The organism is Collinsella aerofaciens (genome assembly GCF_028206995.1).
Lineage (GTDB): Bacteria > Actinomycetota > Coriobacteriia > Coriobacteriales > Coriobacteriaceae > Collinsella > Collinsella aerofaciens_AQ.
Genome location: NZ_JAQLFL010000002.1, coordinates 118,540 through 143,065 on the forward strand (window position 1 = coordinate 118,540; position 24,526 = coordinate 143,065).

19 protein-coding genes are annotated in these 24,526 nt (G+C 61.7%); 17 read left to right on the forward strand and 2 right to left on the reverse strand.

What is annotated here, in order from left to right; genetic code table 11:
* The first annotated feature begins 5 nt into the window (after positions 1 to 5).
* The 5 genes from PMX60_RS02420 (at position 6) to PMX60_RS02440 (ending at position 7,342) form a co-directional block, all read left to right on the forward strand.
* Positions 6 to 1,193 (forward strand): ABC transporter permease, encoded by a 1,188-nt coding sequence (locus tag PMX60_RS02420; protein ID WP_271746747.1) that lies wholly within the window; start codon positions 6 to 8, stop codon positions 1,191 to 1,193.
* The gene (locus PMX60_RS02425; RefSeq protein WP_271746748.1) at positions 1,180 to 2,385 is read left to right on the forward strand and encodes an ABC transporter permease; all 1,206 of its coding nucleotides are present in this window, start codon (positions 1,180 to 1,182) and stop codon (positions 2,383 to 2,385) included. The genes PMX60_RS02420 and PMX60_RS02425 overlap by 14 nt, the downstream gene beginning before the upstream one ends.
* Positions 2,386 to 2,638: 253 nt before the next feature.
* On the forward strand, positions 2,639 to 3,352 hold the full coding sequence (locus PMX60_RS02430; RefSeq protein ID WP_271746749.1) for an ABC transporter ATP-binding protein: 714 nt from the start codon (positions 2,639 to 2,641) through the stop codon (positions 3,350 to 3,352).
* 8 nt (positions 3,353 to 3,360) lie between these two features.
* Complete coding sequence (locus tag PMX60_RS02435) at positions 3,361 to 6,027, forward strand: ABC transporter permease (protein WP_271746750.1); 2,667 nt, start codon at positions 3,361 to 3,363, stop codon at positions 6,025 to 6,027.
* A 109-nt stretch (positions 6,028 to 6,136) separates the two neighbouring features.
* Positions 6,137 to 7,342, forward strand: a complete 1,206-nt coding sequence (locus PMX60_RS02440; RefSeq protein WP_271746751.1) for a DUF362 domain-containing protein — start codon at positions 6,137 to 6,139, stop codon at positions 7,340 to 7,342.
* Positions 7,343 to 7,593: 251 nt separating this feature from the next.
* Here the strand turns inward: PMX60_RS02440 and PMX60_RS02445 are convergent, their stop codons facing one another.
* Positions 7,594 to 8,559: an alpha/beta hydrolase gene (locus tag PMX60_RS02445; RefSeq protein ID WP_271746752.1), complete on the reverse strand. Its 966-nt coding sequence runs from the start codon at positions 8,557 to 8,559 to the stop codon at positions 7,594 to 7,596.
* A gap of 186 nt (positions 8,560 to 8,745) precedes the next feature.
* Between PMX60_RS02445 and trhA the strand changes: the two genes are divergently transcribed.
* The 8 genes from trhA to PMX60_RS02485 all read left to right on the forward strand — a co-directional run bounded on the left by trhA (position 8,746) and on the right by PMX60_RS02485 (position 18,017).
* Positions 8,746 to 9,429, forward strand: a complete 684-nt coding sequence (trhA, locus tag PMX60_RS02450; protein ID WP_271746753.1) for a PAQR family membrane homeostasis protein TrhA — start codon at positions 8,746 to 8,748, stop codon at positions 9,427 to 9,429.
* 107 nt (positions 9,430 to 9,536) lie between these two features.
* The gene (locus PMX60_RS02455; RefSeq protein ID WP_022094555.1) at positions 9,537 to 10,910 is read left to right on the forward strand and encodes a hemolysin family protein; all 1,374 of its coding nucleotides are present in this window, start codon (positions 9,537 to 9,539) and stop codon (positions 10,908 to 10,910) included.
* Between the two features lie 24 nt (positions 10,911 to 10,934).
* Positions 10,935 to 11,768, forward strand: coding sequence for a cyanophycin synthetase family protein (locus PMX60_RS02460; protein WP_271746755.1), 834 nt, complete (start codon positions 10,935 to 10,937; stop codon positions 11,766 to 11,768).
* A gap of 136 nt (positions 11,769 to 11,904) precedes the next feature.
* A complete protein-coding gene (locus PMX60_RS02465; RefSeq protein ID WP_195568958.1) occupies positions 11,905 to 12,294 on the forward strand; it encodes a YtxH domain-containing protein in 390 nt (129 codons plus the stop codon).
* Complete coding sequence (locus PMX60_RS02470) at positions 12,294 to 13,049, forward strand: PRC-barrel domain-containing protein (protein ID WP_271746757.1); 756 nt, start codon at positions 12,294 to 12,296, stop codon at positions 13,047 to 13,049. The genes PMX60_RS02465 and PMX60_RS02470 overlap by 1 nt, the downstream gene beginning before the upstream one ends.
* A gap of 72 nt (positions 13,050 to 13,121) precedes the next feature.
* Positions 13,122 to 14,528 (forward strand): polysaccharide deacetylase family protein, encoded by a 1,407-nt coding sequence (locus PMX60_RS02475; RefSeq protein ID WP_271746758.1) that lies wholly within the window; start codon positions 13,122 to 13,124, stop codon positions 14,526 to 14,528.
* Between the two features lie 373 nt (positions 14,529 to 14,901).
* Complete coding sequence (locus PMX60_RS02480) at positions 14,902 to 16,746, forward strand: magnesium transporter (protein WP_271746759.1); 1,845 nt, start codon at positions 14,902 to 14,904, stop codon at positions 16,744 to 16,746.
* 74 nt (positions 16,747 to 16,820) lie between these two features.
* Entirely contained in the window at positions 16,821 to 18,017 is a 1,197-nt protein-coding gene (locus PMX60_RS02485; protein ID WP_006235731.1) for an Nramp family divalent metal transporter, read from the forward strand.
* A gap of 517 nt (positions 18,018 to 18,534) precedes the next feature.
* Here the strand turns inward: PMX60_RS02485 and PMX60_RS02490 are convergent.
* A complete protein-coding gene (locus PMX60_RS02490; RefSeq protein WP_271746760.1) occupies positions 18,535 to 20,751 on the reverse strand; it encodes an acyltransferase family protein in 2,217 nt (738 codons plus the stop codon).
* Between the two features lie 186 nt (positions 20,752 to 20,937).
* Here PMX60_RS02490 and PMX60_RS02495 point away from each other — a divergent pair, with 186 nt between their 5' ends.
* The 4 genes from PMX60_RS02495 (at position 20,938) to PMX60_RS02510 (ending at position 24,286) form a co-directional block, all read left to right on the forward strand.
* On the forward strand, positions 20,938 to 21,900 hold the full coding sequence (locus PMX60_RS02495; RefSeq protein ID WP_271746761.1) for a ribokinase: 963 nt from the start codon (positions 20,938 to 20,940) through the stop codon (positions 21,898 to 21,900).
* Positions 21,901 to 21,930: 30 nt separating this feature from the next.
* The gene (locus tag PMX60_RS02500) at positions 21,931 to 22,905 is read left to right on the forward strand and encodes a nucleoside hydrolase (RefSeq protein WP_022094391.1); all 975 of its coding nucleotides are present in this window, start codon (positions 21,931 to 21,933) and stop codon (positions 22,903 to 22,905) included.
* Between the two features lie 103 nt (positions 22,906 to 23,008).
* Positions 23,009 to 23,497, forward strand: coding sequence for an S-ribosylhomocysteine lyase (locus PMX60_RS02505; protein ID WP_270226280.1), 489 nt, complete (start codon positions 23,009 to 23,011; stop codon positions 23,495 to 23,497).
* 144 nt (positions 23,498 to 23,641) lie between these two features.
* Entirely contained in the window at positions 23,642 to 24,286 is a 645-nt protein-coding gene (locus PMX60_RS02510; RefSeq protein ID WP_271746762.1) for a DUF4867 family protein, read from the forward strand.
* Positions 24,287 to 24,526 lie beyond the last annotated feature (240 nt).

The window sequence follows — 24,526 nt, forward strand, 5'->3', positions numbered from 1 at the left end:
CGGCCATGTTCAGCACCATCATCACTACGGTCAAGACGCTGCTGCGCCGGCCGAGCACGTGGGTCTGGGGCGCTCTCTTTCCCATCGCGCTTTCCACGATGTTCATGTTTATGTTTGCGAACCTCAGCTCCGACGGCACGGTCGACCCGGTGCCGGTGGCCGTCGTCGCCGACGAGGCCTGGGACGCCTCGACCTTTAAGGACGTGGCGACGTCGCTTGCCAAGGAGAGCGACAATCAGCTGCTCGAGATCCACGAGTGCGACGACGCAGCCGATGCGAACCGCGCGCTTAAGGCCGGCGAGGTCGCGGGCATCTATACGGTCGACGCCGAAGGCACGCCCAAACTCACGCTGCTATCGAGTTACGACGGTTCACGTGCGTCGTCGGTGCTCACCGACCGCAGCATCCTTGAGACGGTGGCGAGCTCGTATACGCAAAATGCCGAGCTCATGTCCCAGATTGCCCAGGACAACCCGGCGGCGCTCGCCGACTCCGAGGCGGTTGCGCGCGCCCTGTCGCTCGAGGGCGGCACCCGCCGCGTAAGCCTGACACGCACCACGCCCGACGGCACGGTCATCTACTATTACGCGCTCTTTGGCCTGGTCGCGATGATGTCTGCCGAGTTTGCCGCCTTGAGCGTCGTCGATTTGCAGCCCAATCTGTCGGGCCTTGGCGCGCGTCGCTGCGTGGGCGGTCTTTCCAAGACGGCATCGCTGGCCGGCATCTTTGTCGGCTCGTGGCTGGTTTCCTTTGCCTCGATGGCGGTTGCGATTGGCTACGTGCGCCTGGTCGTTGGCGTCGAATTTGGCGGGCGCGAGGGGCTGTGTCTGGTGGGCGGCGCCGTGTCTGCGCTTGCCGCGACGGGCCTGGGGCTCTTTGTGGGCACGCTTCCCGTTAAGGGCGGCAAGGCGTCCAAGTCCGGTATCCTCACGGGCTTTGCCACCACGTGCGCCCTGTTTGCCGGGCTCTACGGCGAGCCGGCGATGGCGCTTGCCGACGACGTCGCCCGCGCCTGCCCGGCCGAGTGCTGGTTCAACCCTGTCAGGCTCATCTGCGACATGTTCAACCGCCTGTATTTCTTTGAAGACTTGGGACCTTTTGCCGTTCGCGCCGGCGCGCTGGTCCTCATGACGCTGGTGTTTGTCGCCGCCGCTACGCTGATCTTTGGAAGGAGCCGCTATGAGTACCTTTAAGACCGCGCTTCGCATGGCGCTCGCACACCCGTTCTACCTGCTCATCTATACGGTGTTCATCTCGCTCATGGGCGTATTCATCGCGGCCTCGGTGAGCTGGAACTCGTCACAGCTTACCGAGTACAAGCCCTACGACACCAACGTGATCGTGGTCGACCGCGACGACAGCGACCTTTCGCGTGCGCTTACCAAGCATCTGGGTTCGCGTTTTGAGCTGGTCACGGGCATCGGCGACGACACCTACGACCTTGCGGACGCGCTCTCCAAGAGCAACAGCGCCAAGGGCAGCGCCGACTGCGTGTTCTTTATCCCGGAGGGGTTTGAGGACGATCTTGTTGCAGCCGCCCGTGCGGGGGAGGCCCTGCCCAAGCTCGACGTGACCTATGGTTCCGGCACCATGGCGGCGGCGCTTTCGTCTGCCGAGGCCTCGCGCTGGATCTCGCTCGCGGGCGCTGCGGCCGCACTTGAGCCCGCCGCCTCTAACGGTAGCGTCGCCAAGGCTGCCGAGCATGCGGCCGCGAAGCGCGCCAAGGTCGAGATCGAGCAGGTCAAGGTTGACTCGGCTGCTGCCGCCACGCTCGAGTCGTACTTCAACTTTGGCGCGTACGCGATTATCTCGTCGGTCATCGTATCGGTGGGGTTGGTGTTCTCGGGCATGAACGAGCCCGAGCGCGTGCGTCGCATGGACGCCGGCCCAATCTCCGAGCGCCAGCGTTCACTCGCCGTGTTTGCCGCCGCCGCCGTGCTCACCGTCTGTATCTGGTTTGTGTCGAGCATGATGGGCGTCGTGGGCTTTGCCGGCGCGGTCGCCGAGGTCGGCGTGGGCCGTGTGTGTCTGGCGCTGGCGGCGACGTTTGCCCTGGCGTGCACGCCGCTGGCCGTTGGCTTTGCCCTTTCGAGTCTGGGTGCGCGCGAGGAGCTGCTCAACGGTGTGGGCAACTTGCTTGGCATGCTCATGACATTTTTGGGCGGCGCCTGGATGCCGCTGTCGCTGATGGGGCCGGCCGTGCAGACCGTGGCGCACTTTGTGCCGACATATTGGGCGAACGACGCGATCAACAAGGCGCTCGCCTCGGACCTGACGTCTGCCGTGCTGGGCGACATCGCCTGCGACCTAGGCATCACGGCACTCTTCGCCGCCGCCATCGCCGCCGTAGGCCTAGCCCTCGCCCACAACAAATCCCACGCCTAGACACCTACTCATTGGGGACAGACTTAAACGACCAAAAGTATTCATTGGGGACAGACTTAAATGACTAGCCATCGGGGGCAGATAAGGAGCGTCCCCAACTGCCGGGTGGCGAAAGAGCGTCCCTTGTGACTGGTCATTTAAGAACGTCCCCAATGACTAGTCTGAAACAAATCCCCACTCTCGCCCCAAAATAGTTCGCCAAGGTTTACTATTACGCTCATAAAGTAGTACGAGGCTAACAATGGGGGATACCATGGCAACGCGGGAAGCCTATGTCCAGGTTAAGGATCTCAAAAAGCACTACGGCGACGGTGACGCGCGCCTGACGGTGCTCGACGGCATCGACACGTCCATCAATCGCGGCGAGATCTGCGTCATGCTGGGGCCCTCGGGCTCGGGCAAGTCGACCTTCCTTAACCTGATTGGCGGCCTGGAGGATGCCGACGCCGGCTCTATTCTGGTGGACGGCTGCGACCTCACAGTGCTCAAGCCTGCCGACCTGGGTGAGTACCGCCGCCGCGAACTGGGCTTTGTGTTCCAGTTCTACAACCTGGTGCCCGATCTCACCATCAAGGAGAACATCGAGGTCACGGCGCACCTGTCCAAAAACCCGCTCAATGTCGACGGCCTGCTGCGTTCGCTGGGCCTCTACGAGCACCGCAACAAGTTCCCGCGCCAGGTTTCGGGCGGTCAGCAGCAGCGCTGTGCCATCGGTCGCGCGCTGGTCAAAAACCCGGGCCTGCTGCTGTGCGACGAGCCTACCGGCGCGCTCGACTACAAGACCTCCAAGGAAATCCTGCAGCTCATGGAGGATGTCAATCACGAGTACGGCTGCACCATCATCATTGTCACCCACAATGCCGCCATCGCGCGCATGGCCAATCGCGTGCTGCGCCTGCGCGACGGGCGCATCGTCGAGGATGAGCTCAACGATGCGCCCGTCGCGGCCGCCGAGCTCGATTGGTAGGCGGCGCCATGACACCTCTCGCAAAACGTCTCCCGCGCGAGCTGCGCCGCAATATCGGCAAGTACCTGGGCATCTTTTTGCTTATGTGCGGAAGCATCGCTCTCACCTCGGGCTTTTTGCTCGCAGCGCATTCCATCGGCTGCCTTATCGACGACATGCGCGATGCGTACACGATTGAGGACGGCCGCGTGACCACCTCCTTCGAGGCTACCGACGATCAACTCAAGGGCGCCGAGGATGCGGCCGGCGACGTCGGCGGCGTCACGCTCTACAAGAATTTCTCCATCGACGCCATCATCAAAAAGACCGCCGGCGACGATGGCACCAAGCGCACGCTGCGCACCTATGCGCACCGCACTGAGGTCGATATCGCGTCCTACTGCGAAGGCAAACAGCCCAAGGCAGACGACGAGGTGGCCATCGACCGCGTCTTTGCCACCAACAACGACCTCGCCGTGGGCGACAAGGTCGAGCTCGAGGGCCGCATCTACACCATCTGCGGCATCATGACCCAGCCCGACAGCCAGGCGCTGTTCCTCAACAATTCGGACTTTACGGTGAACACCATCACCTATGGCGTGGCCGAGGTCAGCGACGCCGGCTTTGCCGTGCTCGAGGATGCCGGTGGCGCACCCGCCTACACCTACTCCTTTACCTTTAACGACCGCGACCTCTCCACCGCGGACCGCATCGACGCCGAGCAGGATATGGTCGAGGCACTGACCGACGCCGATGCGCGCGTGGATGACCTTATCGACGCCGATTCCAACCAGGGCATTGGCTACGCGCGCGACGACGTGGACGGCGACTCCATGATGTGGATGACGTTGCTCGACATCATCATCGTGATCATGGCATTTGTCTTTGTGGTCCTTACCGACGCCACCATCGAGGAGGAGAGCGCCATCATCGGCACGCTGCTCGCCAGCGGCTATCGTCGACGCGAGATCGTGCTGCATTACCTGGCGCTTCCCGCCATCGTGGGCGTGGTCGCGGCTCTTTTGGGCACCGCGCTCGGCATTGCGTTCTTTACCGAGCCCATGCGCAGCCTCTATTACGGTTCGTACAGCCTGCCGCCCTTCCAGGTGTACTGGAGCTGGGAGATCTTTGTGAAGTGCGCCGTGGTTCCCGCCGTCGCGCTCATCCTCATCACGCTGGTGGGTCTGCTTCGCAAAATGGGCAAGACGCCGTTGCAGTTCCTTCGTCACGAGGCGAGCGGCAAATCGGGTACCAAGCGCGGCTTGCAGCTGCCGGAGCGCATGGGTTTTGTTTCCCGCTTCCGCCTGCGTATCTTCCTGCGCAACCTGGGCAACTTCGCCACGCTCTTTGTGGGTATTGCGTTTGCCTCGCTGCTGCTGCTCTTTGGCCTGGCGATTCTGCCCACGATGACGCACTACGCGGACAATCTCGAGACGAGCCTGGTCGCCGAGCACCAGTACACGCTCAAGGCTCCGCTGGAGCTCGAGGGCACCGCCGAGGAGCGCGAGCAGTGGTCGGCACTCGAGCGCTTGCAGTCGGTTGACGGCGCGCTGCTTTCTGCCGCCCAGGATGCCGATGACGAGCTTGACGACGCGGCCGATGCGGCGCAGACGGCAGCCGATGCCGCGACCGCATCTCCGTCTGCCGAGAGCCTGACCGCAGCGCAGAACGCGCTTGCCAAGGTCCAGGACAAGAAGAATGCACTCTACGCGCGCCTTGACGATCTTGCCGATGCCCTCGGCCGCAACCGCGACGAGGCTATCGACCTAATCGACAAGGCCTCTAAGATCGACACCGACAACGACGATATCCACCCGGTCAATACGACCGACAACGGCGCGGGCGCAATTGCGCAGGCCGAGAAATATGCCGTTTACCAGCTGCAATACAACCGCGGCGATGGTAATGGCGAGGAGACGATTTCCGTCTACGGCATCTCGCCCGATTCGCGCTACTGGAAAGACCTCAACGTCGGCGACGGACGCGTCGTCTTTGGCGGCGGTCTGCTCGATAAGTTTGGCTGGAGCGAGGGCCAGAAGGTCACGCTCAGCGACAAGTACGAGGACGAGCATTATTCCTTTGAGTACGCGGGCAAGGACTGTGCCTGGGGCTCCAAGTCGGACATGAATATCTATATGAGTATCGACGACTTTAACGAGCTGTTCGACAACGACGCCGCCTACTTTAACGGCTATGTGAGCGACGAGAAGCTCGACCTCGATGCGCGTTACTTTGCCGGCGACACCACGCCCGACGACATGCGCGCCGTGGGCGACCAGTTCATCGGCATGATGAGCAAAATGATCGGCATGATGGTTGGGCTCGCGGTGTTTATCTTCCTGCTGTTTATGTACCTACTGACTAAGGCTGTGATCGACCATAGCGCCCGGTCGATTAGCTACATGAAGGTCTTTGGCTATCGCGATGGCGAGATCTCGCATCTGTACATCCGGTCGATCACACTGTGCGTGGCGGCGTCGCTTGTGCTGAGCTTGCCGGTCATTATCGGCTCGCTCACGGCCATCTTCCGCTCGATGCTGCTCGCCTACAACGGCAATATCGAGATCTACGTGCCCGCTTGGTCTATGGCTGCATGCGTCGGCATTGGCTTTGCGACCTACCTGGTCGTGGCACTGCTGCACACGCGCTCCATCAAGCGCGTCAGCCTGGCCGAAGCCCTCAAGGTGCAGGAGTAGTCATTTAAGAACGTCCCCAATGACTAGGTGCCGTACTTGACTTTAACTCTGCTTTAACTGGTACCATCTCCTATGTCTGTAACGCCATATAGACCGAGGGGATAGATCTATGACCGCAACTGCACCCGCAGCACCCGCTAAGGTGTACTTCACCAACCTGCGCACGCATGCTCGCGAGAGCCAGCTCGACAAGCTCAAGCGCCTCATCCGTCATGCCGGAATTGAGCAGATCGACTTTGAGAACAAGTTCGTCGCTATCAAGATTCACTTTGGCGAGCTGGGCAACCTGAGCTTTTTGCGCCCCAACTACGCCCGTGCCGTCGCGGATGTCGTGAAGGAGCTGGGCGGCAAGCCCTTCCTCACCGACTGCAACACGCTCTACGTCGGTAGCCGCAAAAACGCGCTCGAGCACATCGATACCGCCTACCAGAACGGCTTTACTCCGTATGCCACGGGTTGCCAGATCATCATCGCCGACGGCCTCAAGGGCACCGACGAGGCGCTCGTCCCGGTCGAGGGCGGCGAGTACGTGCGCGAGGCCAAGATCGGTCAGGCACTCATGGACGCCGACATTGTGATCAGCCTCACCCACTTTAAGGGTCATGAGCAGGCCGGCTTTGGCGGTGCCATGAAGAACCTGGGCATGGGAGGCGGCAGCCGTGCCGGCAAGATGGAGCAGCATGCCGCCGGCAAACCGAACGTCGCGACCGAGCACTGCATTGGCTGCCGTGCCTGCGAGAGGATCTGCGCGCACAACGCTATCTCGTTTGACGACACCCGCGAGCGCGAGCTTGCCAGCGGCGCTACTCGCACGGTGCACGTGGCCGCCATCGACCATGATCGCTGCGTGGGCTGCGGACGCTGCATTGCGGCATGCAACCAGGACTGCATCAAGCCCGGCTATGACGCCGCGGCCGATGTGCTCAACTGCAAGATCGCCGAGTACACCAAGGCCGTCGTCGACGGCCGCCCGAGCTTCCATATCTCGCTTGCTATGGACATCAGCCCCAACTGCGATTGCCATCCCGAAAACGATACGCCTATCGTCAACGACATCGGCATGTTCGCGAGCTTCGACCCGGTCGCCATCGACCAGGCCTGCGCCGACGCCGTCATGGCGTCCGAGCCGCTGCCCAACACCGAGCTCACCGATAGCGCGGCCAAGATGGAGCACAATCACGAGCATCTGGAGGGCGAGCAGGCGCGCGACCCCTTCTGCATCACGCATCCCGACACCGACTGGCGCGCGTGCATCGTGCATGCCGAGAAGATCGGCCTGGGCACGAGCAAGTACGAGCTCATCGAGGTTAAATAGCGCCTAGCTATTGGACAAAACAAGCGCTTTTGTAGCGTAAGAAGAGCAAAAACCGCCCGCGAGCACAACGCTCACGGGCGGTTTTTCGGAAGTGCGGTGAAAAATCGAATACCGCCGACCACAAACCGATTTTTGGCAACAAAACCCCTGATAAATTCCTGGTAAAACTGTGGTCTGGTCGGGCTTCGCGCGATTTCCCCCGCACTTCCGAAAATAGGGGGTTAGATAGACCAGTAAACCGTGCTTTTTGCCTAAAAATGTTCGTCGAGGAAGTCGTCGACCGTGTTCCAGTAGAGCTCGGGATCAACTTGCGCACTCTTGGCGTGGGTGGCGCCATGGATGGTGAGCTTCTGCTTGACCTTGCTGGCGCACGCGTCGTAGTTTTGGTCGAGCATGTCGTACGGCACAAAGGTGTCCTGGTCGCCGTGGATAAACAACATGGGAACCGTCGCGTGTTTGAGTTGCTCCACGCTGCTCGCCTTATGAAAGTCGTAGCCCGCGCGCACGTTGCACACCAAGTTCGCTACATCGAGCAAGGGAAAGCTGGGCAGGCCGAACACGTCCTTGAGCTGCAGAGAAAACTCGTCCCAAGCACTCGTATAACCGCAGTCCTCGATAATGCATTTTACGTTTGCGGGCAGAGATTCCCCCGCGACGTTCATGGCGGTCGCCGCGCCCATCGACTCGCCAAAGACCAGGATGCGCGCCTCGGGGTCAGCCTGAACGATTCGCTCGATCCATGCGACGATGTCGAGGCGCTCGGGCCAGCCCATGCCGATATAGTCGCCGCCGGAGCGCTCGTGGGCACGGGCGGCGGGTGCGAGTACGTTCATGCCGCGGTCGTGGAATCGCTTGACGTATCGGGCCATACCGATGGGCTCGTTGGTATATCCATGCAGGCAGACGGCGTAGTCGTGCGTGCTCTCCGACGCAGCAAAATACCAAGCGGCAAGCTTGGTTCCGTCATCTGCGGTGAGGCTGCTGCTCTTGCGGTTCTCTTTAAACCACGCCCGCGCCTCGGTGTCCTCGGCATCTGGCTGCTCACCTTCTTTGTCGTTCTTGCTATCCTGCATCATCTTCATGGTGTACGGCGCTTGGGGGTTCAGGGCAAAGTCAAACAAAAAGTTGCCGGCAAACCCCAGCAGCGCGACAACGACTACCAACGTAACAATGCCGGCTATCTTGAGCTTTCGATGGGGGTGTGCGCTTTGAGGCATTTACTGTTCTCCTTAAAGATGTTAATACATCAACATTTAATGCAAGCGCATTATGGACGTTCGCCGTTGATGCGTCAACAGGCAAAGAATGGGTAAACAAAGGGTCACGTATGGTGCAAATTTCGCACGTACCCAGACGCTTTGATATAGTGTTGAGAATTCTTTACGTTGGAGGATGTAACCGGCATGTCCGATTCGAGCGACAGTTCTAAGCCGCGACCTAAGACCGCGGCCGTTCCGCAGTACACGGTGGGCGAGGAGATCATGAACTCCGTCACCCATGGTGTCGGCTGCCTGCTGGGTATCGCGGGCTTGGTGCTCCTGATCGTATTCGCTGCCCTGCGCGGCGGAGGCCCGGCCCACATGGCCGCGGCGATTGTCTATGGCGTCAGCATCATTCTCGAATATCTGGCCTCCACGCTCTATCACGCGATTCAGCCCGCGCGCGCCAAGCGCGTGTTTCGCATCATCGACCACAGCTGCATCTACCTGCTCATAGCCGGCAGCTATACGCCGTTTTGCCTCATCACGCTCGCAAACGACGGCGGCCCTGCGCTGTTCTTTGCCGTGTGGGCCATCGCCATTATCGGCATCGCCCTCGAGTGCTTTATGCGCGAGCGCCAGCCGCACTGGGTAAGCGGCTTGGTCTACCTGCTGATGGGTTGGCTCGTCGTCTTTAAACTGCCCGAGCTCGTGGCGCTGCTGAACCCCGTCGCGCTTGCCCTGCTCGCCGTCGGCGGCGTGTGCTACACCGTGGGCGTGCCGTTCTATATCGCCAAAAACGTGCGCTATCTGCACAGTGTGTTTCACTTGTGGGTGCTCGCCGGCAGTATCTTCCAGTTCATGGCGGTGATCCTCTTCGTAATCTAGCGACCGCGTCCACGGCCCCGCTCGCACGGGCGACCGGCGCAATTGCCGTATCCGCCATCAACGTTTTACCTTAACGTCCCGAATCTTGGAGGTTCGAGAAACTCCCGATGGACATAACCATCTCCCTTATTACCACGCTCGTCCTGACGCTTATCAACGGCTACTTCTCCATGTCCGAGATGGCTCTCACCACGGCAAAGCGCGCCGTGTTGGAGCACGATGCCGAGGAGGGCGATAAGCGCGCCGAGCGCGCCGTCCAGCTCGCCGCCGACTCCGATCAGCTGTTGGCCACCATCCAGGTCGCCATCACGCTCGTGGGCTTCGCCTCGTCTGCCGTCGCCTCGACGAGCCTGTCCGACCCGCTTGCCACGTGGCTCATGAGCTTTGGCATCGCGCCGCTTTCCGCCATCGCGCGCGGCCTGGCGCCGGTCATCATCACCGTCGCCGTCGCCTTTGTGTCCATTGTGATCGGCGAGCTCGTGCCCAAGCGCATCGGCCTCGCTAACGCCGAGGGCGTATCCAAGCAGGTCGTGGGGCCGCTTTCCGTGTTCCAAAAGATCGCCCGCCCGCTCGTGTGGCTGACTGGCGCCTGCTCTGACGGCCTGGCCCGCATCCTGCGCATCAAGAGCGCCGACGACCGCCAAAACGTCTCGGAGGAAGAGATCAAGTACATGGTCTCGGAGCAGGACGACCTGCTCGACGAGGAAAAGCGCATGATCCACGAGATCTTCGACCTGGGCGACACTGTTGCCCGCGAGGTCATGGTCCCGCGCGTGGACACCACCATGTGCGAGGACGACGAGACGGTCGCCGACGTGCTGTCCACCATGCGCCAGACCGGCTTCAGCCGCATCCCCGTCTATCACGAGGACCCCGACAATGTCGCGGGCATTGCGCACATCAAGGACCTGATCCAGCCCGCGCTCGACGGCAAGGGCGACCAGCCCATCGCCGGCTTTTTGCGCGACGCCACCTTTGTGCCCGATACCAAGGACATCCTGCCGCTGCTGTCCGAGATGCAGACCTCGCACGACCAGATCGTGGTCGTCGTGGACGAGTACGGCGGCACGGCCGGCATCATCACCATCGAAGATATCGTCGAGGAGATCGTCGGCGAGATCGAGGACGAGTTCGATCCCGACAACAAGTACCTCACGCGCCTTTCGCGCCGTGAGTGGCTTGTCGATGGGCGTTTTTCGTGCGATGACGCGATTGAGCTTGGTTGGCCGCTCGAGGAAAGCGATGATTATGAGACCATCGCCGGCTGGATTCTGGAGCTTTGCGACTCGGTGCCCGACATCGGAGAGGTGTTTGAGGTCGCGGGGTACAAGTTCAAGGTACAGTCGATGCGTGGCCAGCGCATCTCGCTCATTCGCGTGATCGCTCCGGCCGAAACCGATAAGAAGGATTCCGAGTCCTCGGCAGAGAAGCCGGCGGCGTCGGGTGCGGGCTCTGCGGATCCGCACGATGGGGACGAGTAGGGCAAGGAAGAGTAGGGGAGAGTTATGGCAGGCCTGTTCAACATCCTTAAGGTCACCGTCAGCGAGGACAAGATTTGCGCGCACGTGCTGGTGAACCCCGGCATGCCGCTCATGACCTCGGAGGATATCGAGGCCACGGCGCGCGTGTACTACCTGGTGCCGGCGATTGCCAAGCACCTGTGCCTGGGCGATTCCGGTCGCGAGTTCCAGGACTGCATGGGCCAGACCGAGCTTTGCCACCTGCTGGAGCACGTGACGGTCGAGCTCATGAACGAGACCGGTCTTGCCGGCAGCATCTCGTGCGGCCGCACGCGCGTGAGCGAGCATGACGAGCGTGTCTTTGAGGTTGAGCTTTCGTGTCCCGATGACGCGTTGGCCATCGGCGCGCTGTCGTCGGCGACCTTTATGATGGACTGGGCGTACCTGCACGCCGACCAGCCGGCCCCCGACGTGGAAGGCACGGTCGCGGGCCTGCGCAACCTGGTGCTGGGCATGCGTGCCGAGGCCGAGGGCAAGGACCCGCACGAGGCCGTTGCCGCTGCGAGCGGCGAGGACGTGGCCGAGGATGTGCCCGAGGGCGACGCTCCTGCCGACGCCGACACTGAGCCCGTTGCCGAGGCGCCCGTTGAGCCCGAGTCTGCGGAGCCCCAAGGCGTCCCGAGCTTTGACGACGAGCCGCAGATGCCAATCGATACCGAGGGCGCGGTCGCCGAGAACCACGAGGCCCCCGCGGCCGTCTTTGGCGGTGCGGCAACGGCTCCGTCCGGCTCGGCGCACGAGGGCAACCTGCCGCTGGTCGATGGCGCCGGCGAGGACCCGGCCGCCACGGTCGCCATGCCTGCCATGCCGCAGGAGTAGGTTCGCTCGCTTATCACCATCATGTACCTGCGCTTTTACCGTACGCAGATGAGCGCGACGGCAAGTGTTGCGCTGCGGGTATAATGGACAGCATTCAAACGGTGGGCATCGAGGTGCCCGCAGGAGAGGAATGATCATGGGAAAGACTTTCAGCTTTGTCTCCGGTGCGCTTTTCGGTGCTGCCGCCGGCGCTATCATCGGCGTTGCTCTGGCCCCGCGCTCGGGTGCCGAGACCCGCGCCATGGCTGCCGATATCGCCAACGATGCCTGGGACAACATGCGTGACACCTACGAGCACAGTGCCGAGGAGGCTCGTGCCGCGGTCAGCGACTTTGGTCCGATGGTCGATGCCAAGACCGATGACCTGCGCGCCAAGGTCGATCTGGCCCGCGAGCGCATGGATCAGCTTCGCGAGCAGCTCAACGACGCCATCTCGGGCGGCAACGTGACGCCCGCTGCCGACGTCGTAGTCGAGAACGTCGCCGAGGCCGACACCGAGGCCACGGAGCCCTCGACCGAGGCATAATGCGCGCAGGGGATTTTGTCGGCGTCAAGGTTTATCGTAAGCCTGCCGAAGACAAGCGCACCAAAAAGGACGGCACGCCGCGCAGCCCTAAAAAGCTCGGCAAGATTCACTTTCCCGTCTTTACCCCGGGCGGCACGCGCGTGGTGGGCTTTATGGTCCGCCAGTCCGATATTGCGGGTATGATCGAGCGCCCCGACCGATTTGTGGCGCTCGATGCCATCGGCGTCTACGAGGGTGCTGTCGCGGTCGACGACGTCAAGGGCACCTACGATGCCGCCGCGGCCAAGCGCCTCGATATCAACCTGGACGATTGCATCATCTGGGTTGGCATGGACGTGCGCACGGAATCGGGCGATGTCGTGGGCTACTGCTCGGACGTTGAGTTCAAGCCGCGCTCGGGCATTGTGCAGACGTTCTATGTGACCGCCAGCGCCGCATCGAGCATGTTGGTGGGCGACACGCAGGTGCCGCCGACGATGCTGCGCGGCTACGAGAACGGCGCGATGATTGTCTCGGACGAGGTCAAGTCGCTCGGGTATTCGGGCGGCGCGGCCGCTAAGGCTGCCGAGGCCAGTGTCGTGGTGGGCGATAAGGTCAAGAAGGGCGCCAAGGTGCTCGATGACAAGGGGTCGGTCGCCGTGGACAAGGGTAGCCGCGCACTGGGCAAGCAGCTCGGCAAGACGCGCGGTATGTTCAAGGCCTTTAAGGACGAATATCAAAAGGCGAGCGGGGGCTCGTCAAAAGCTAGCAAATAGCGACGTACCAAATGATGGGAGGCGAGCCGGAGACATGTTGCTCCGGCTCGCTGTGTTTATGGGGGAGGGCACATGCGCCAAAACGGATCTAACTTAAACGGGCGCTCGGGTGCGCGTCCGACGGCGCGCCGCGACCTGGGGCAGCTGCCCAGCGGTCAGCGTCGACGTCGCCGTAAGCCCGGCGCGATGTACCTCAACCATAGCCGTGGGTTTAGCGATCGCAGCGCGCGCATCGGCAACGGGCGCTCGCCGCGCCGACCGTCCCGCCTGCCCTATGCGCTCATCGCCGTGGGTTGCGCGCTCGTGCTGTTTATCGCTGCCGTCGTGGGCTACGTCAACCGCAGTGTGGACGTGGAACTCAACGGGCAAAAGACCGCGGTGCGCGTGGGCTCTACGTTGCAGAATCTTATCGACGATCAAAGCCTGACCGAAACGTACGACGCCGGCGATCTGCTGGCCGTCGACGACAGCGTGCTCAAGCGCCATGGCGGCGAAAAGCTGTCGGTGAAGGTCGACGGCAAGCGCGTGAAGCAAGGCAAATGGGATAGCCGCGAGCTTACGGGTGGCGAGAAGGTGACGGTCAAGGACGGCCGCAACGCGTACGAAAAGCACGAGGTCCAGGCCACGACTATCGAGCCAAAGCTTAAGGTCGAGGGCACGGGTGCCATTGAGTATGTCAAAACCTGGGGCGTTCAGGGCCGCTCCGAGGTATGGGTCGGCGAGCAGTCGGGCAAGACGCAGGACCGCGGCGAGGTCGTGCCCGCCACCGACTGCGTAGTCGAGTGCGCAAGCGTAGCGCCCAAGGGTAACGAAAAGTACGTGGCCCTGACATTTGACGAGGGTCCGAGCGGCGCGACCAAGCAGATCTTGCAGGTGCTCAAGGAAAAGGGCGTCACGGCGACGTTCTTCCTTTCGGGCGATGCTGCGGAAGCCTCGCCTGCTACCGCCAAAGCGATTGTCGATGCCGGGTGCGAGGTCGGCTCCAACAGCTACAGCGATGATTCGCTCAAGGGCGAGGATCGCGAGACGGTGCGCAAGCAGATCACAAAGGGCACCGAGGCGATTAAGTCGGCGACCGGCGTCGAGACGATGTTGCTGCGTGCCCCCTACGCCGCGTTTGACGAGCAAAACTGGATTGACTCGATGGACCTGGTGTCCGCCGTGGTTTCGTGGAATATCGATTCGGGCGACTGGCTGCTCAACGGCGCCGACGAGCAAGTATCGACCGTGCTCGACTCGATGACGCCGGGCAATATTGTGCTGCTCACCGATAGCGATGAATGCGCCGAGCAGACGCTCGAGGCGCTGCCGCAGATTATCGATGGCCTTGTCGCCGACGGCTACAAGATCGTGACGCTCAGCGACCTGGTCAAGACGGACACGGCATTGAGTAAAAAGCTCACCTCGCTCACCAAGGTTTCCATGCCCAAAAACGCCGTGTTCCCCCAACTCCCCGAGGACGACGACACCACAGAGTAGTCATTAAGACCGCCCTAAACGACTGGTCGTTTAGGGCGGTCTTAATCGCTTTGTCCCACCGTGCTCATCTGGCTCTATGTCACGGATACGTCAGCGTTTGGTATGCCTGCGATGTGCAGCGCATAAATTCGGTGCCGCAGTGCGATGCTGATGCTATAGTTACTGCGGTTAATGAGGGTCAAGAGAAAGGTTACAGGTGAAATCCAAACCTCGACCATACAGTCGATGACCCCATGCAGGTGCTTTCTGCGCGTGCACGGGGTGTGAGCGCCGAGCGGCGTGCCGCCCGCGCATGCGTATACATATCTAAAAGTCCACGGATTGCGTGCCGGCATGGTCACGCGGTCCGCAGGAATAATGATGGGGAGCACCATTGAATTATCTGAGTGAGATGCTCAAATTGCCGGTCTTGGACGTCGACGGCGAAAAGCTCGGCGTGGTTAACGATTTTGGCATTGCAACCGGCGAAGTTTTTCCGCACGTGACGTCGCTCGCGTTCCGTGGTCCCGGCAAGACGCCGTTTATGATCAGCTGGCGCAAATGGGTCGACCGTATCGACGAGACGGGTGTACACCTTAAGGCGTCGGCCACCGAAATCCGTTTTTCGTACCTGCAGCCGACCGAACTCTTGCTTGCCCGCGACGTGCTCAACAAGCAGATCGTCGACACGCAGGGCATGAAGGTCGTGCGTGTAAACGACATCAAGTTTTCCATGTCGGGCGAAAATCAGCTGCGTCTGCTGGGCGCCGAGGTCGGTGCCCGCGGTCTGCTACGCGCCATCAGCCCCGCGCTCGAGCATATCGTCGAAGGCTTTATGAAGCACCTGGGCAAGCCGCTCAGTGAGGACATCATCGCTTGGTCCTACATGGACCTGCTCGACCGCTCGACCAAGAACATTCAACTCTCGGTGTCGCACAAGACGCTTGGCGAGCTGCATCCTGCCGACATCGCCGACATTATCGAGCAGCTCGACCCGCGCCTACGTGCGCAGGTGTTTGCGCAGCTCGATACTGCCCAGGCCGCCGAGGCCATCTCGGAGTTCGATGACGACGAGCTTATGACCGAGATGCTCGAGGGCCTGTCCGACACGGACGCATCGTCGATGCTGGCCATGATGGACCCGGACGATGCAGCTGACCTGATCGACGAGCTCGATTACGAGAAGGCCGAGAAGCTCCTGCGCCTGATGGGCGTCAAGGAGGAGAAGGCGATTCGTAACCTGCTGGGGTATGAGGACAACACCGCCGGCCGCATCATGACCTCGGAGTTTGTCTCCCTGCCCGCCACGGCAACGGTCGGTGACGCCATCGAGGCGATTCGCGAGCTCGACGAGGACTTCGAGAGCGTCTACTACGTCTATACCGAGGATCCGAGCGGCATGCTGACGGGCGTGCTTTCGCTGCGCACGCTGATCGTAGCTGACCGCGATGCCACGCTGGGACAGCTGGCCTATCGCGACCTGGTCTATGTGTCGCCCGACGAGGACCAGGAAGACGTGACGGACGAGATGACCAAGTACGACCTGGTTGCCATCCCTGTCTGCGACGAGAACCGCCACATCCTAGGTATCGTGACCTTCGATGACGCCATGGACGTTATCGCCGAGGAGCACCAGGAGGACCTGCAGATCGCCGGTGTCGGCTCGGGCGATAGCGCGTCGGACGACTCGACGAACGTGCTCAGCTGGTTTGTGCATCGCCAGTACTGGGTTGTCGTGTGGGGCATTGCCTCGTGCATCATGGCAACGGTGCTGGGGACGGCGCTCGGCTCCGCGCATCTGGTGGTGTTCCCCATGTGCGCCATGCCACTCGTGCTGCTGGCGGCCTCGCGCATGGTGTCGTTCGTCAAGAACTACTTCCTGGAGTATGACGGTCACGACGACGAGCCCAAGCCGTATCTGGGGTTCTTCTTCCAGAGCACGGGCATGGGCCTGATTCTGTCACTCGTGACCTACCTGTGCGCCCAGCTGGTGCGCACCGCTGCGTTCCCCGATGCGCCCATGTTTGAGGAGCAACTCTTTACCGGGTGCTTTAATATCGCTGCCATCATTTGCCTAGTTGGCAACATGAGCGCCGTGATTTACCTGATGGTGCTGTTCTGGCGTGACGAGCATGACCTCAACACGTCGGGCACCGCCATGAACGTTGTTGCCGTCATGATCTCGTGCGTGGCGTACTGCGCCGCTGCGGTGCTGCTCGCCATGTCGGTCATGGGCTAGGTGGTCGCGTGCAAAATACCAAGCAAAAGTCGGGCACCAAGCAAAAGTTGACCATCGCGGCCATCTTTGGCGCTATGGGTCCCGGTCTGTTGGCGGCGCTTTCGGGCAATGACGCCGGCGGCATTGCAACGTATTCCAGCGCGGGCGCCAGCTATGGCTACAAGATGCTCTGGATGCTTCCCGTCATGACTGTGCTGCTCATCGTGACGCAGGAGACCGCGGCGCGCTGCGGCTGCGTCACGGGCAAGGGCCTGGCATCGCTCATTCGCGAGCGCTTTGGCGTGCGCAAGAGTGTACTTGCTATGGCGGCGCTGTTGATCGCCAACACGGCTGTGACCATTTCGGAGTTTGCGGGCATCGCCAGCGGCCTTGCCCTCTTTGGCGTGCCGGCGAGCATTTCGGTGCCGCTGGTGGCGCTGCTGGTGTGGATGCTTACCATGTCGGGCAGCTTCCAGCGCATCGAGAAGATTCTGCTGCTGGTGAGCTGCGTGTTCGTGACCTATATTGTCGCCGCGTTTATGGCTGGCCCCAACTGGGGTGAGGTCGCGGTCGACCTGGTCGTGCCTAACATTCAAAATGACCCCAGCTACGTGTCGCTCGTGGTCGCAACGATCGGTACCACCATCGCGCCGTGGATGATTTTCTTGGCGCAGAACAACGTGGTCGATAAGAACGCGGGCGAGGACGATATCGTGCTGCAGCGCATCGATACCGTGAGCGGCTCGCTTGCCGCCGATGTCATTGCCGGCTTTATTATCATCACGACCGGTACGGTGTTGTTCCCGGCGGGTATTCAGATTAGCGATGCTGCCGATGCCGCCCGCGCGTTGGAGCCTATTGCGGGTCAGTGGTCCACGGTACTGTTTGCCTCGGGCCTGGTCGCGGCGAGCTTCTTGGCTGCCTGTGTGCTGCCGGGCGTTACGTCGAGCGCTATCTGCGAGGCATTTGGCTGGGAGCGCGGTGCCGACCGCAGCTGGGACGAGGCTCCGGTCTATCGCGGCATCATTACGGCCATCATCGGTATCTCTGCCGTGCTGGTGCTTATGCCCGGCGTCGATCTGTTCCAGATTATGATGACCTCGCAGGTCATCAATGGCGTGCTACTGCCCGTGGTTCTGGTGTTCCAGGTGGTTATTGCCGCTGACCGTCACATTATGGGTGCCAACCGCAACGGCCGCGTGTGGAATGTGCTCACTTGGGCGACTATCGGTGTGATTACGGTGCTCACGGTCGTCATGTTTGTTCTGCAGGCGATGGGCTACAGCGCTTAACGCCCACTTTTGCTTCCGAACAGGCCGCAGCGATGGGCTGCGGCCTGTTTTTTGTCTGCTATAGGGTGTTAGTTATATAGCAATGGACAAAAAATGCCAAATATGAGTACTGTTGCTAAGTGAATAGCATTTACATCCTAAAAGATAATGAACATAGCCTTTAGTATGTTCATTAAAATTGGCTCCAATACGCCTTAAACCAGTCAGGTTGGCTGCTTTAGGGGGTTGTAGGGGTCGCTCGGACGTCATTTTGGGTGGTTTTGCCTGCTACTAAAATGGTAACAGTACTCATATTTGCCCTTTTTTGCCCACAGACCTTTGAGGGTGCGGCGAAAAGGGCTTGTTTTGATTGTTTGGGGCAGGCACGAGGCGCGGAAACGATGTCTGGAGCGACGGAGCGGCCTGGAATTCATCCGTAGAGGTCTTCATTGGCTGCGCCAGGAGTGTCCCTAACTGCCGGAGGGGGTGTCTGCCGTGGCAGACACCCCCTCCGGATGTGGGAAGTTTGCGCTGCAGGTTACTTGTCGGTGCCCAGCTTGTGCGGCTTGAGAGCGAGCGCATTGACGAGTGCGTCGGTGGCAGACTTGACGGCTGCCGGCTGCGGATCGTTGACGTGATCCTCGGGGTGTACGGGCAGGTCCTTCTTGACGGCATCGTGGATCAAGTTGAGGTACTCAGTCACGCCAGTGGTCGATAGGTGCGTGCCATCGCCATCGAACAGGTCGTTGCGGTTGGCACTGTATCCGTACCAATCGATAACGCGCACGTTCTTGTAGCGCGTAGCGGCGTTGGCGATGGCCTGGTTGGTAGAGCCAACCCACGGCTGCGGGCTGCGCGTGTTCACAAACACCACAATACGCTTATCTCCTGCATCGGCCATGATGGCGTCGATCTGGTCGTCGGTTACCAAGCCGTTGGTGCCCAGGGCAAAGACCACGATCTTGCCGGCAAGGTTCTGCTGGATATAGCCCTCAAATGTCGCGCGCCCCGCATCAAACTGGCGGCCCTTTTCGGCATCGATATGGCTGTGCGGGAACACGCCGTCAAAGGTGTCTACGGCACGCAGCGACACGGAGTCGCCGATCATAAGCAGATCGTAGGAGCCATCGGGGAAGCCGCCGTTGTCCTTGTCGGTGTCGTCGGCCGCCTGCTGGTCGGTGGGCGCGGTGTTCTTGGCTTCCTTGTTCAGAACTTCGGCGCCCTCGCCGCTCAGCGCAGACGTCTCGGGCACAAAGATCAGGCCGCCCAGTGCAACGACCAATACGACAGCGCAGGCTGCGCAGACGGGGACGTGCGTGCGTGCCCAGTTGGCGGGCGTGGTGGTGCCATCGCGGAATTCGGCAACGGTGCGCCTAAAGGCGCCCTTCCTAAACGGCGTCTCGATAAAGCGATATGAGCATTCGGCCACGGCGACCACCAACAGCACCTGCAAAATGTACTGCCACCACGGTGTATCGTTGATGTTGGCGACCGGGTTCATGAGCAACAGCAGGGGATAGTGCCACAGGTAGATGCTGTACGAGCGCTTGCCAACCCATACGAGCGGCTCGGCGGACAGCGCGCGGGCAACCATTCCCTGGGGCTGCACGCAGGCCGCGATGACCATGAGTGTGAGGATCGAGCACAGCAGCGTGCCTCCGCGATACTGGAACGCGGTGTAGCCGTTGGTGAGCGCGACCATGGCGGCAAGGCCAACCAGACCCACGACGCCCAACACATCGATGGATGCGGGCGAGGACCAAAAACGCACGAGGGCGCTCGGCTGTGCCGGGGCGGTCTCGGCTGCTTCGTCGGCCTTCTCGCCAGGCTTGCCCTCGGCGTTCTTGCCGTGCTTGGCGGCGCCAGCTAGGCGATTGAGCCCCAAACGACGAGCGAGACGCACCGGCGCCAAGTCGCGATCGGGGATAAAGGCCATCCAGGCACCCAGCAGCAGCGAGAACACACGGGTGTCGGTGCCGTAGTACACGCGGCTGGGGTCGGCGGCAGGGTTATAGAGCACCATCATGGCGATGGCGGAGACAGCAGCCAAGCCCAGAACCACGCGGCGCGTGTTGGGCTTGCTCACATGCATGGATACCATGGCAAACAGCAGTGGCGGCCAAATCAGGTAGAACTGTTCCTCGATGGCAAGCGACCAAAAGTGCGTGAGCGGCGAGGGGTCGCCCAGGGCATTGAAGTACGAGACGTTTTGGGCAATCTGCCACCAGTTGTTGAAGAACAGCAGCGACGGCAGAATGTCGGGACGCATCTTGGTGAGCATCACGTGGTTAAAGATAGTGCACAGCGCGCAGGTTACAAACACTACCGTTACCACGGCAGGGACCAGGCGACGGATGCGGTGAATCCAGAAGCTCTTGAGGTCGATGTGGCCGGTCTTAGCGACTTCGTTGAGTAGCAGGCGTGTGATCAGATAGCCCGAAAGCACAAAGAAGATCGTGACGCCGAGCAGACCGCCCTGCGCCCACGTGAGGTTGAGGTGATAGAGCACCACCGCGACGACGGCAAGCGTGCGCAGGCCGTCAAGGGCGGGGATGTAGCGGGACTTGGGGCGAGCAGGCGTCTGCTCCGCGGCGGGAGTGTTGGCGCGGCCCGCGTTGTTGGCAGAAGCGCGATGGGGGCTCGCGGTGCGTCGCGGCTCGTTGGCACGGCGTTCGCTCTTCACGCGTTCGTGCGGCGCCGGCTCGTTGCCCGTGCGGCGTCGACCGCGCGAGCCCGATTGCGAGAATTGTTCCATAAAACATCATCCAATGACGAGAATAATCAGCACGTATTCATTGTAGCTGCCTGCTCCTGTGAATGCTTGCTGCTGGCGCAACCTCAAGGGTGCGTTCACATCAAAGTGAACTAAAGTTATAGAGGTGCGAAGGCGCGCAATCGACGGTCGACGGTGGGTGCAAAGCCCGCAGATGAGGAGGTTTCCATGGCAGATCGCGGCATCGTTGCGGTGTTCGGCAGCATGAACATGGACCTTTCGGTGGCGTGCGAGCGCATGCCGCGCGCGGGCGAGACAGTCGGTGGTAGCGGTTTTATCACCAACGCCGGTGGCAAGGGCGCTAACCAGGCCGTCGCCGCCGCGCGCATGGGTGCGCGCACGTGCATGATCGGCGCTGTCGGTCGCGACGCGTTCGGCGCGTCGCTCGTGGCGGGGCTTCAAGACGCCGGCGTGGACTGTGACTTTGTAGTGCATCGCGATGACGTGGAGACGGGAACGGCGACCATCATTCGCTGCGAGGGCGACAACCGCATCATACTGTCACCGGGCGCCAACCATGCGCTTGCGTGCGCGGACGTTGCCTGCGCGCTGAGGCGTCTGGTGGCCCATGAGCTCGACGGCGACGCCAGCGAGATTGCCCCGGCTGCCGGAAGCGTCTTTATCGCCCAGGGCGAATGTGACCTTGCGGCGACGGCCGAGGCGCTTGTTTGCGCTCACGAGCTGGGGTTCTATACGGTCTTTAATCCAGCGCCTGCCTGCGAGCTGCCTGCGGAGGTCTGGCCTGCGGTCGATCTGGTCTGTCCCAACGAGACCGAGTGCCAGGTGCTGACGGGAATCTTGCCCGCGGACGATGCAAGCTGCGTCGCGGCGCTCAACGCCCTGCTCGCTAGGGGTGCCGGAGCTGCGGTCGTCACGTTGGGCGGTGCCGGCTCGGTTACGCTCGGCGATGTCGGTGAGCTGCTGCGCATGCCGGCACTTTCGAGTACGGTAGTCGATACCACGGCCGCCGGCGATACGTTTATCGGCGCGTTGGCGGCGGCTCGCCTAGAGGGCTTGCCGCTCTTTGAGTGCATGGCCGCGGGTGCTCGCGCCTCGGCAGTGACGGTGTCGCGCCTGGGCGCTCAGCAATCGATTCCCACGCGCGCCGAAGTTGAACATTGGTTTGGTTAAACGATAAAGACGGAGAAGCGGAGTAGAACAATGGCAATCAAGAAGCTGATCCTTGATCTGGATATGGGAGTGGACGATGCGATGGCGCTGGCCTATGCCATCGCGAGCCCCGAGGTGGAGCTCGTGGGCATCACCACGTGCTTTGGCAACGTGCGCGTCGAGCAATCGGCGCACAATTGCCTGGCGGTGCTCGATCTGCTGGGTCGCCCCGAGGTTCCGGTGTACCTGGGTGCCGACCGTCCTCTGCAGGCGACTGAGCCCTATACGCCGCCGGCGTCCACCGCGCTCATTCACGGCAAGAACGGCATCGGCGGCGCGAGCGTGCCCGCGTCGCCCTACGAGCCGGTGGGGGCGACCTCGGCCGACGGCAACGCTGCGGTCGATTATCTGATCGATGCCGCGCGCACCTATGGTCCCGATCTGGTCTACGTAGCGACTGGCCCGCTCTCCAACCTGGCACTCGCCCTGGAGCGCGATGCGGCGGCGATGATGTCCATCGGCCGCGTGGTCGTGATGGGCGGCGCCCTTACCGTGCCCGGTAACGTGAGCGCGGGCGCCGAGGCCAATATGGCGAGCGACCCCGAGGCAGCCGACGCGGTGCTGCGCTCGGGCCGCAAGCTCACTATGGTGGGTCTGGATGTGACGCATCGCGTGGTGCTCACGCGTCGCGACATTGCCGGTTGGACGGGCTCGGGCACCATGGCCGGTTGCGCGTTTGCGAGTATGGTGGAGCACTACATTGGCTCGTACGAGATGAACGCCCCCTACCTGGGTGGCTGCGCGCTGCACGATCCGCTGGCGGTTGCCGTGGCGATTGATCCCACGCTCGTGGGCGCGCTCGGCTGCAACCTGCGTGTTGATCTGCTGGGCGAGTACCGCGGTCGCACCATCTGCGATGAGCGCCGTCTGTCCGACCCCGACAAGAGCGCACTCGTGGCGCTGACCGTCGACGCCCCGCGCTTCCTGTCCGAGTTCAAGGCGCGCATGGCCCGCGTTCTGGGCTAAGTTGTCTTTTTGGGACGGGGCTTTTTTGACTGGTATGATTGGTGCGACCATTCGAACCAGCTAAAAGAGCCCCGTCCCAATTTGACTATCGAGAGGATCTGCCATGGAGCGCATCGCGAGCTTTTCCGTTGACCATCTGCTGCTTGAGCCCGGCGTGTATGTGAGCCGCATCGACCGCGATCCGGCGACCGGCGCCGCCGTCACCACGTTTGACCTGCGCCTGACCACGCCCAACAAGGAGCCGGTCATGAACACGGCCGAGTGCCACACCATCGAGCACCTGGGCGCGACGTTCCTTCGCAATAATGCCGAGTGGTCGGGCCGCATTGTCTACTTTGGCCCCATGGGCTGCCGCACGGGCTTTTACCTGGTTGTGTTTGGCGAGGTGACGAGCGAGGAGATCCTGCCGCTCGTGCGTGAGCTGTTCGAGTTTGTCGCCGGCTTTGAGGGCGATGTCCCCGGTGCCGCTCCCGAGGAGTGCGGTAACTACCTGGACCAGAACCTCCCCATGGCCAACTGGCTTGCGCGCCGCTACCTCGACCGCGACCTGGCCGATATCGACGAGAAGCACCTGCACTATCAGCAGGCGTAAGGGCTTTATCGCCCAAAACGCGCGCATTGGGCGCCTTCGCTTATGCGGGGGTGCCTTTTTGCTGAGTGGTCGGGACGAGTGTTTAAAATCGCTTATGTTTGTTCTAGAATGTTCATACTGTCACATAAACGAACAGGAGCGAACATGCATATCTACTCTGTCAACGATCCCGAGTTCAAGTCCTATGGCAACGTTTGGGATAACGTTCCGTCCGAGCTTACGTCGCCCGTGCTCGAGGCGCTCTCTGCCACGCCCATTCCCGAGGGCAGCAAGTACGTTGCAAGTGCGCCGGAGCTCGAGGACGTCAAGGATGCCGACAAGCTTGGCTTTCTCATGTTTGGTGGCCGTCCCTTCCAGCTCGGCTGGTGCAACGGCCACAATACACGACTCAACTGCCTGGAGTATCACCGCGCGAGCGAATTCAACTTGGGCGCTCGCGACTTTATCCTGCTCGTGGCGCATCGCTGGGAGATCGAGGACGGCAAGCTCGACACCGCGTGCGTCAAGGCGTTTCGCGTGCCGGCGGGTACGGTCGTCGAAGTCTTCAACACCACGCTCCACTACACGCCGTGCATGGTCGACGACGGTGGCTTCCAGGTGATGGTGGCGCTGCCCGCCGGCACCAACGGCCCGCGCCCCGAGGCCGCGGCCGACATGCCTGCGGCCGGCGACAGCTACTGCTACTGGAAGGCCGACAAGTGGGTCCTCTGCCATGCTGACAGCCCCAAGGCAGCCGAAGGCGGCTACGTTGGCCTCATCGGCAAAAATCTCGACATCACCGTGGACTAGCGCATCGCCCCAAACCACCACAAAGGTGCCTGTCTCCTTTGCGGTGGTTTGGGGCGGGCGGATATCGGGAAGTGCCAGACGGGGGAGGCTGCCGGGCGCCTTGCCGTCTGCGGATTTTGGGACATGCGGCCCGCTTTTTCGACCCATCTGTCGGTACACTAAAAGCACTATGGGTACCCGCGAGCGACATATCGGCCACGCGGCCGCCCGATCCGCACCCGTGGCGGATCCCAGGGGCGG

Coding starts and splice junctions, on each gene's coding strand:
- PMX60_RS02505 (WP_270226280.1), top strand. CDS start 23,009: ATGGAGCGCATCGCGAGCTTTTCCGTTGACCATCTGCTGCTTGAGCCC.
- trhA (WP_271746753.1), top strand. CDS start 8,746: ATGTCCGATTCGAGCGACAGTTCTAAGCCGCGACCTAAGACCGCGGCC.
- PMX60_RS02435 (WP_271746750.1), top strand. CDS start 3,361: ATGACACCTCTCGCAAAACGTCTCCCGCGCGAGCTGCGCCGCAATATC.
- PMX60_RS02455 (WP_022094555.1), top strand. CDS start 9,537: ATGGACATAACCATCTCCCTTATTACCACGCTCGTCCTGACGCTTATC.
- PMX60_RS02470 (WP_271746757.1), top strand. CDS start 12,294: ATGCGCGCAGGGGATTTTGTCGGCGTCAAGGTTTATCGTAAGCCTGCC.
- PMX60_RS02485 (WP_006235731.1), top strand. CDS start 16,821: ATGGGTCCCGGTCTGTTGGCGGCGCTTTCGGGCAATGACGCCGGCGGC.
- PMX60_RS02500 (WP_022094391.1), top strand. CDS start 21,931: ATGGCAATCAAGAAGCTGATCCTTGATCTGGATATGGGAGTGGACGAT.
- PMX60_RS02495 (WP_271746761.1), top strand. CDS start 20,938: ATGGCAGATCGCGGCATCGTTGCGGTGTTCGGCAGCATGAACATGGAC.
- PMX60_RS02440 (WP_271746751.1), top strand. CDS start 6,137: ATGACCGCAACTGCACCCGCAGCACCCGCTAAGGTGTACTTCACCAAC.
- PMX60_RS02510 (WP_271746762.1), top strand. CDS start 23,642: ATGCATATCTACTCTGTCAACGATCCCGAGTTCAAGTCCTATGGCAAC.
- PMX60_RS02425 (WP_271746748.1), top strand. CDS start 1,180: ATGAGTACCTTTAAGACCGCGCTTCGCATGGCGCTCGCACACCCGTTC.
- PMX60_RS02490 (WP_271746760.1), bottom strand. CDS start 20,751: ATGGAACAATTCTCGCAATCGGGCTCGCGCGGTCGACGCCGCACGGGC.
- PMX60_RS02460 (WP_271746755.1), top strand. CDS start 10,935: ATGGCAGGCCTGTTCAACATCCTTAAGGTCACCGTCAGCGAGGACAAG.
- PMX60_RS02475 (WP_271746758.1), top strand. CDS start 13,122: ATGCGCCAAAACGGATCTAACTTAAACGGGCGCTCGGGTGCGCGTCCG.
- PMX60_RS02465 (WP_195568958.1), top strand. CDS start 11,905: ATGGGAAAGACTTTCAGCTTTGTCTCCGGTGCGCTTTTCGGTGCTGCC.
- PMX60_RS02420 (WP_271746747.1), top strand. CDS start 6: ATGTTCAGCACCATCATCACTACGGTCAAGACGCTGCTGCGCCGGCCG.
- PMX60_RS02445 (WP_271746752.1), bottom strand. CDS start 8,559: ATGCCTCAAAGCGCACACCCCCATCGAAAGCTCAAGATAGCCGGCATT.
- PMX60_RS02430 (WP_271746749.1), top strand. CDS start 2,639: ATGGCAACGCGGGAAGCCTATGTCCAGGTTAAGGATCTCAAAAAGCAC.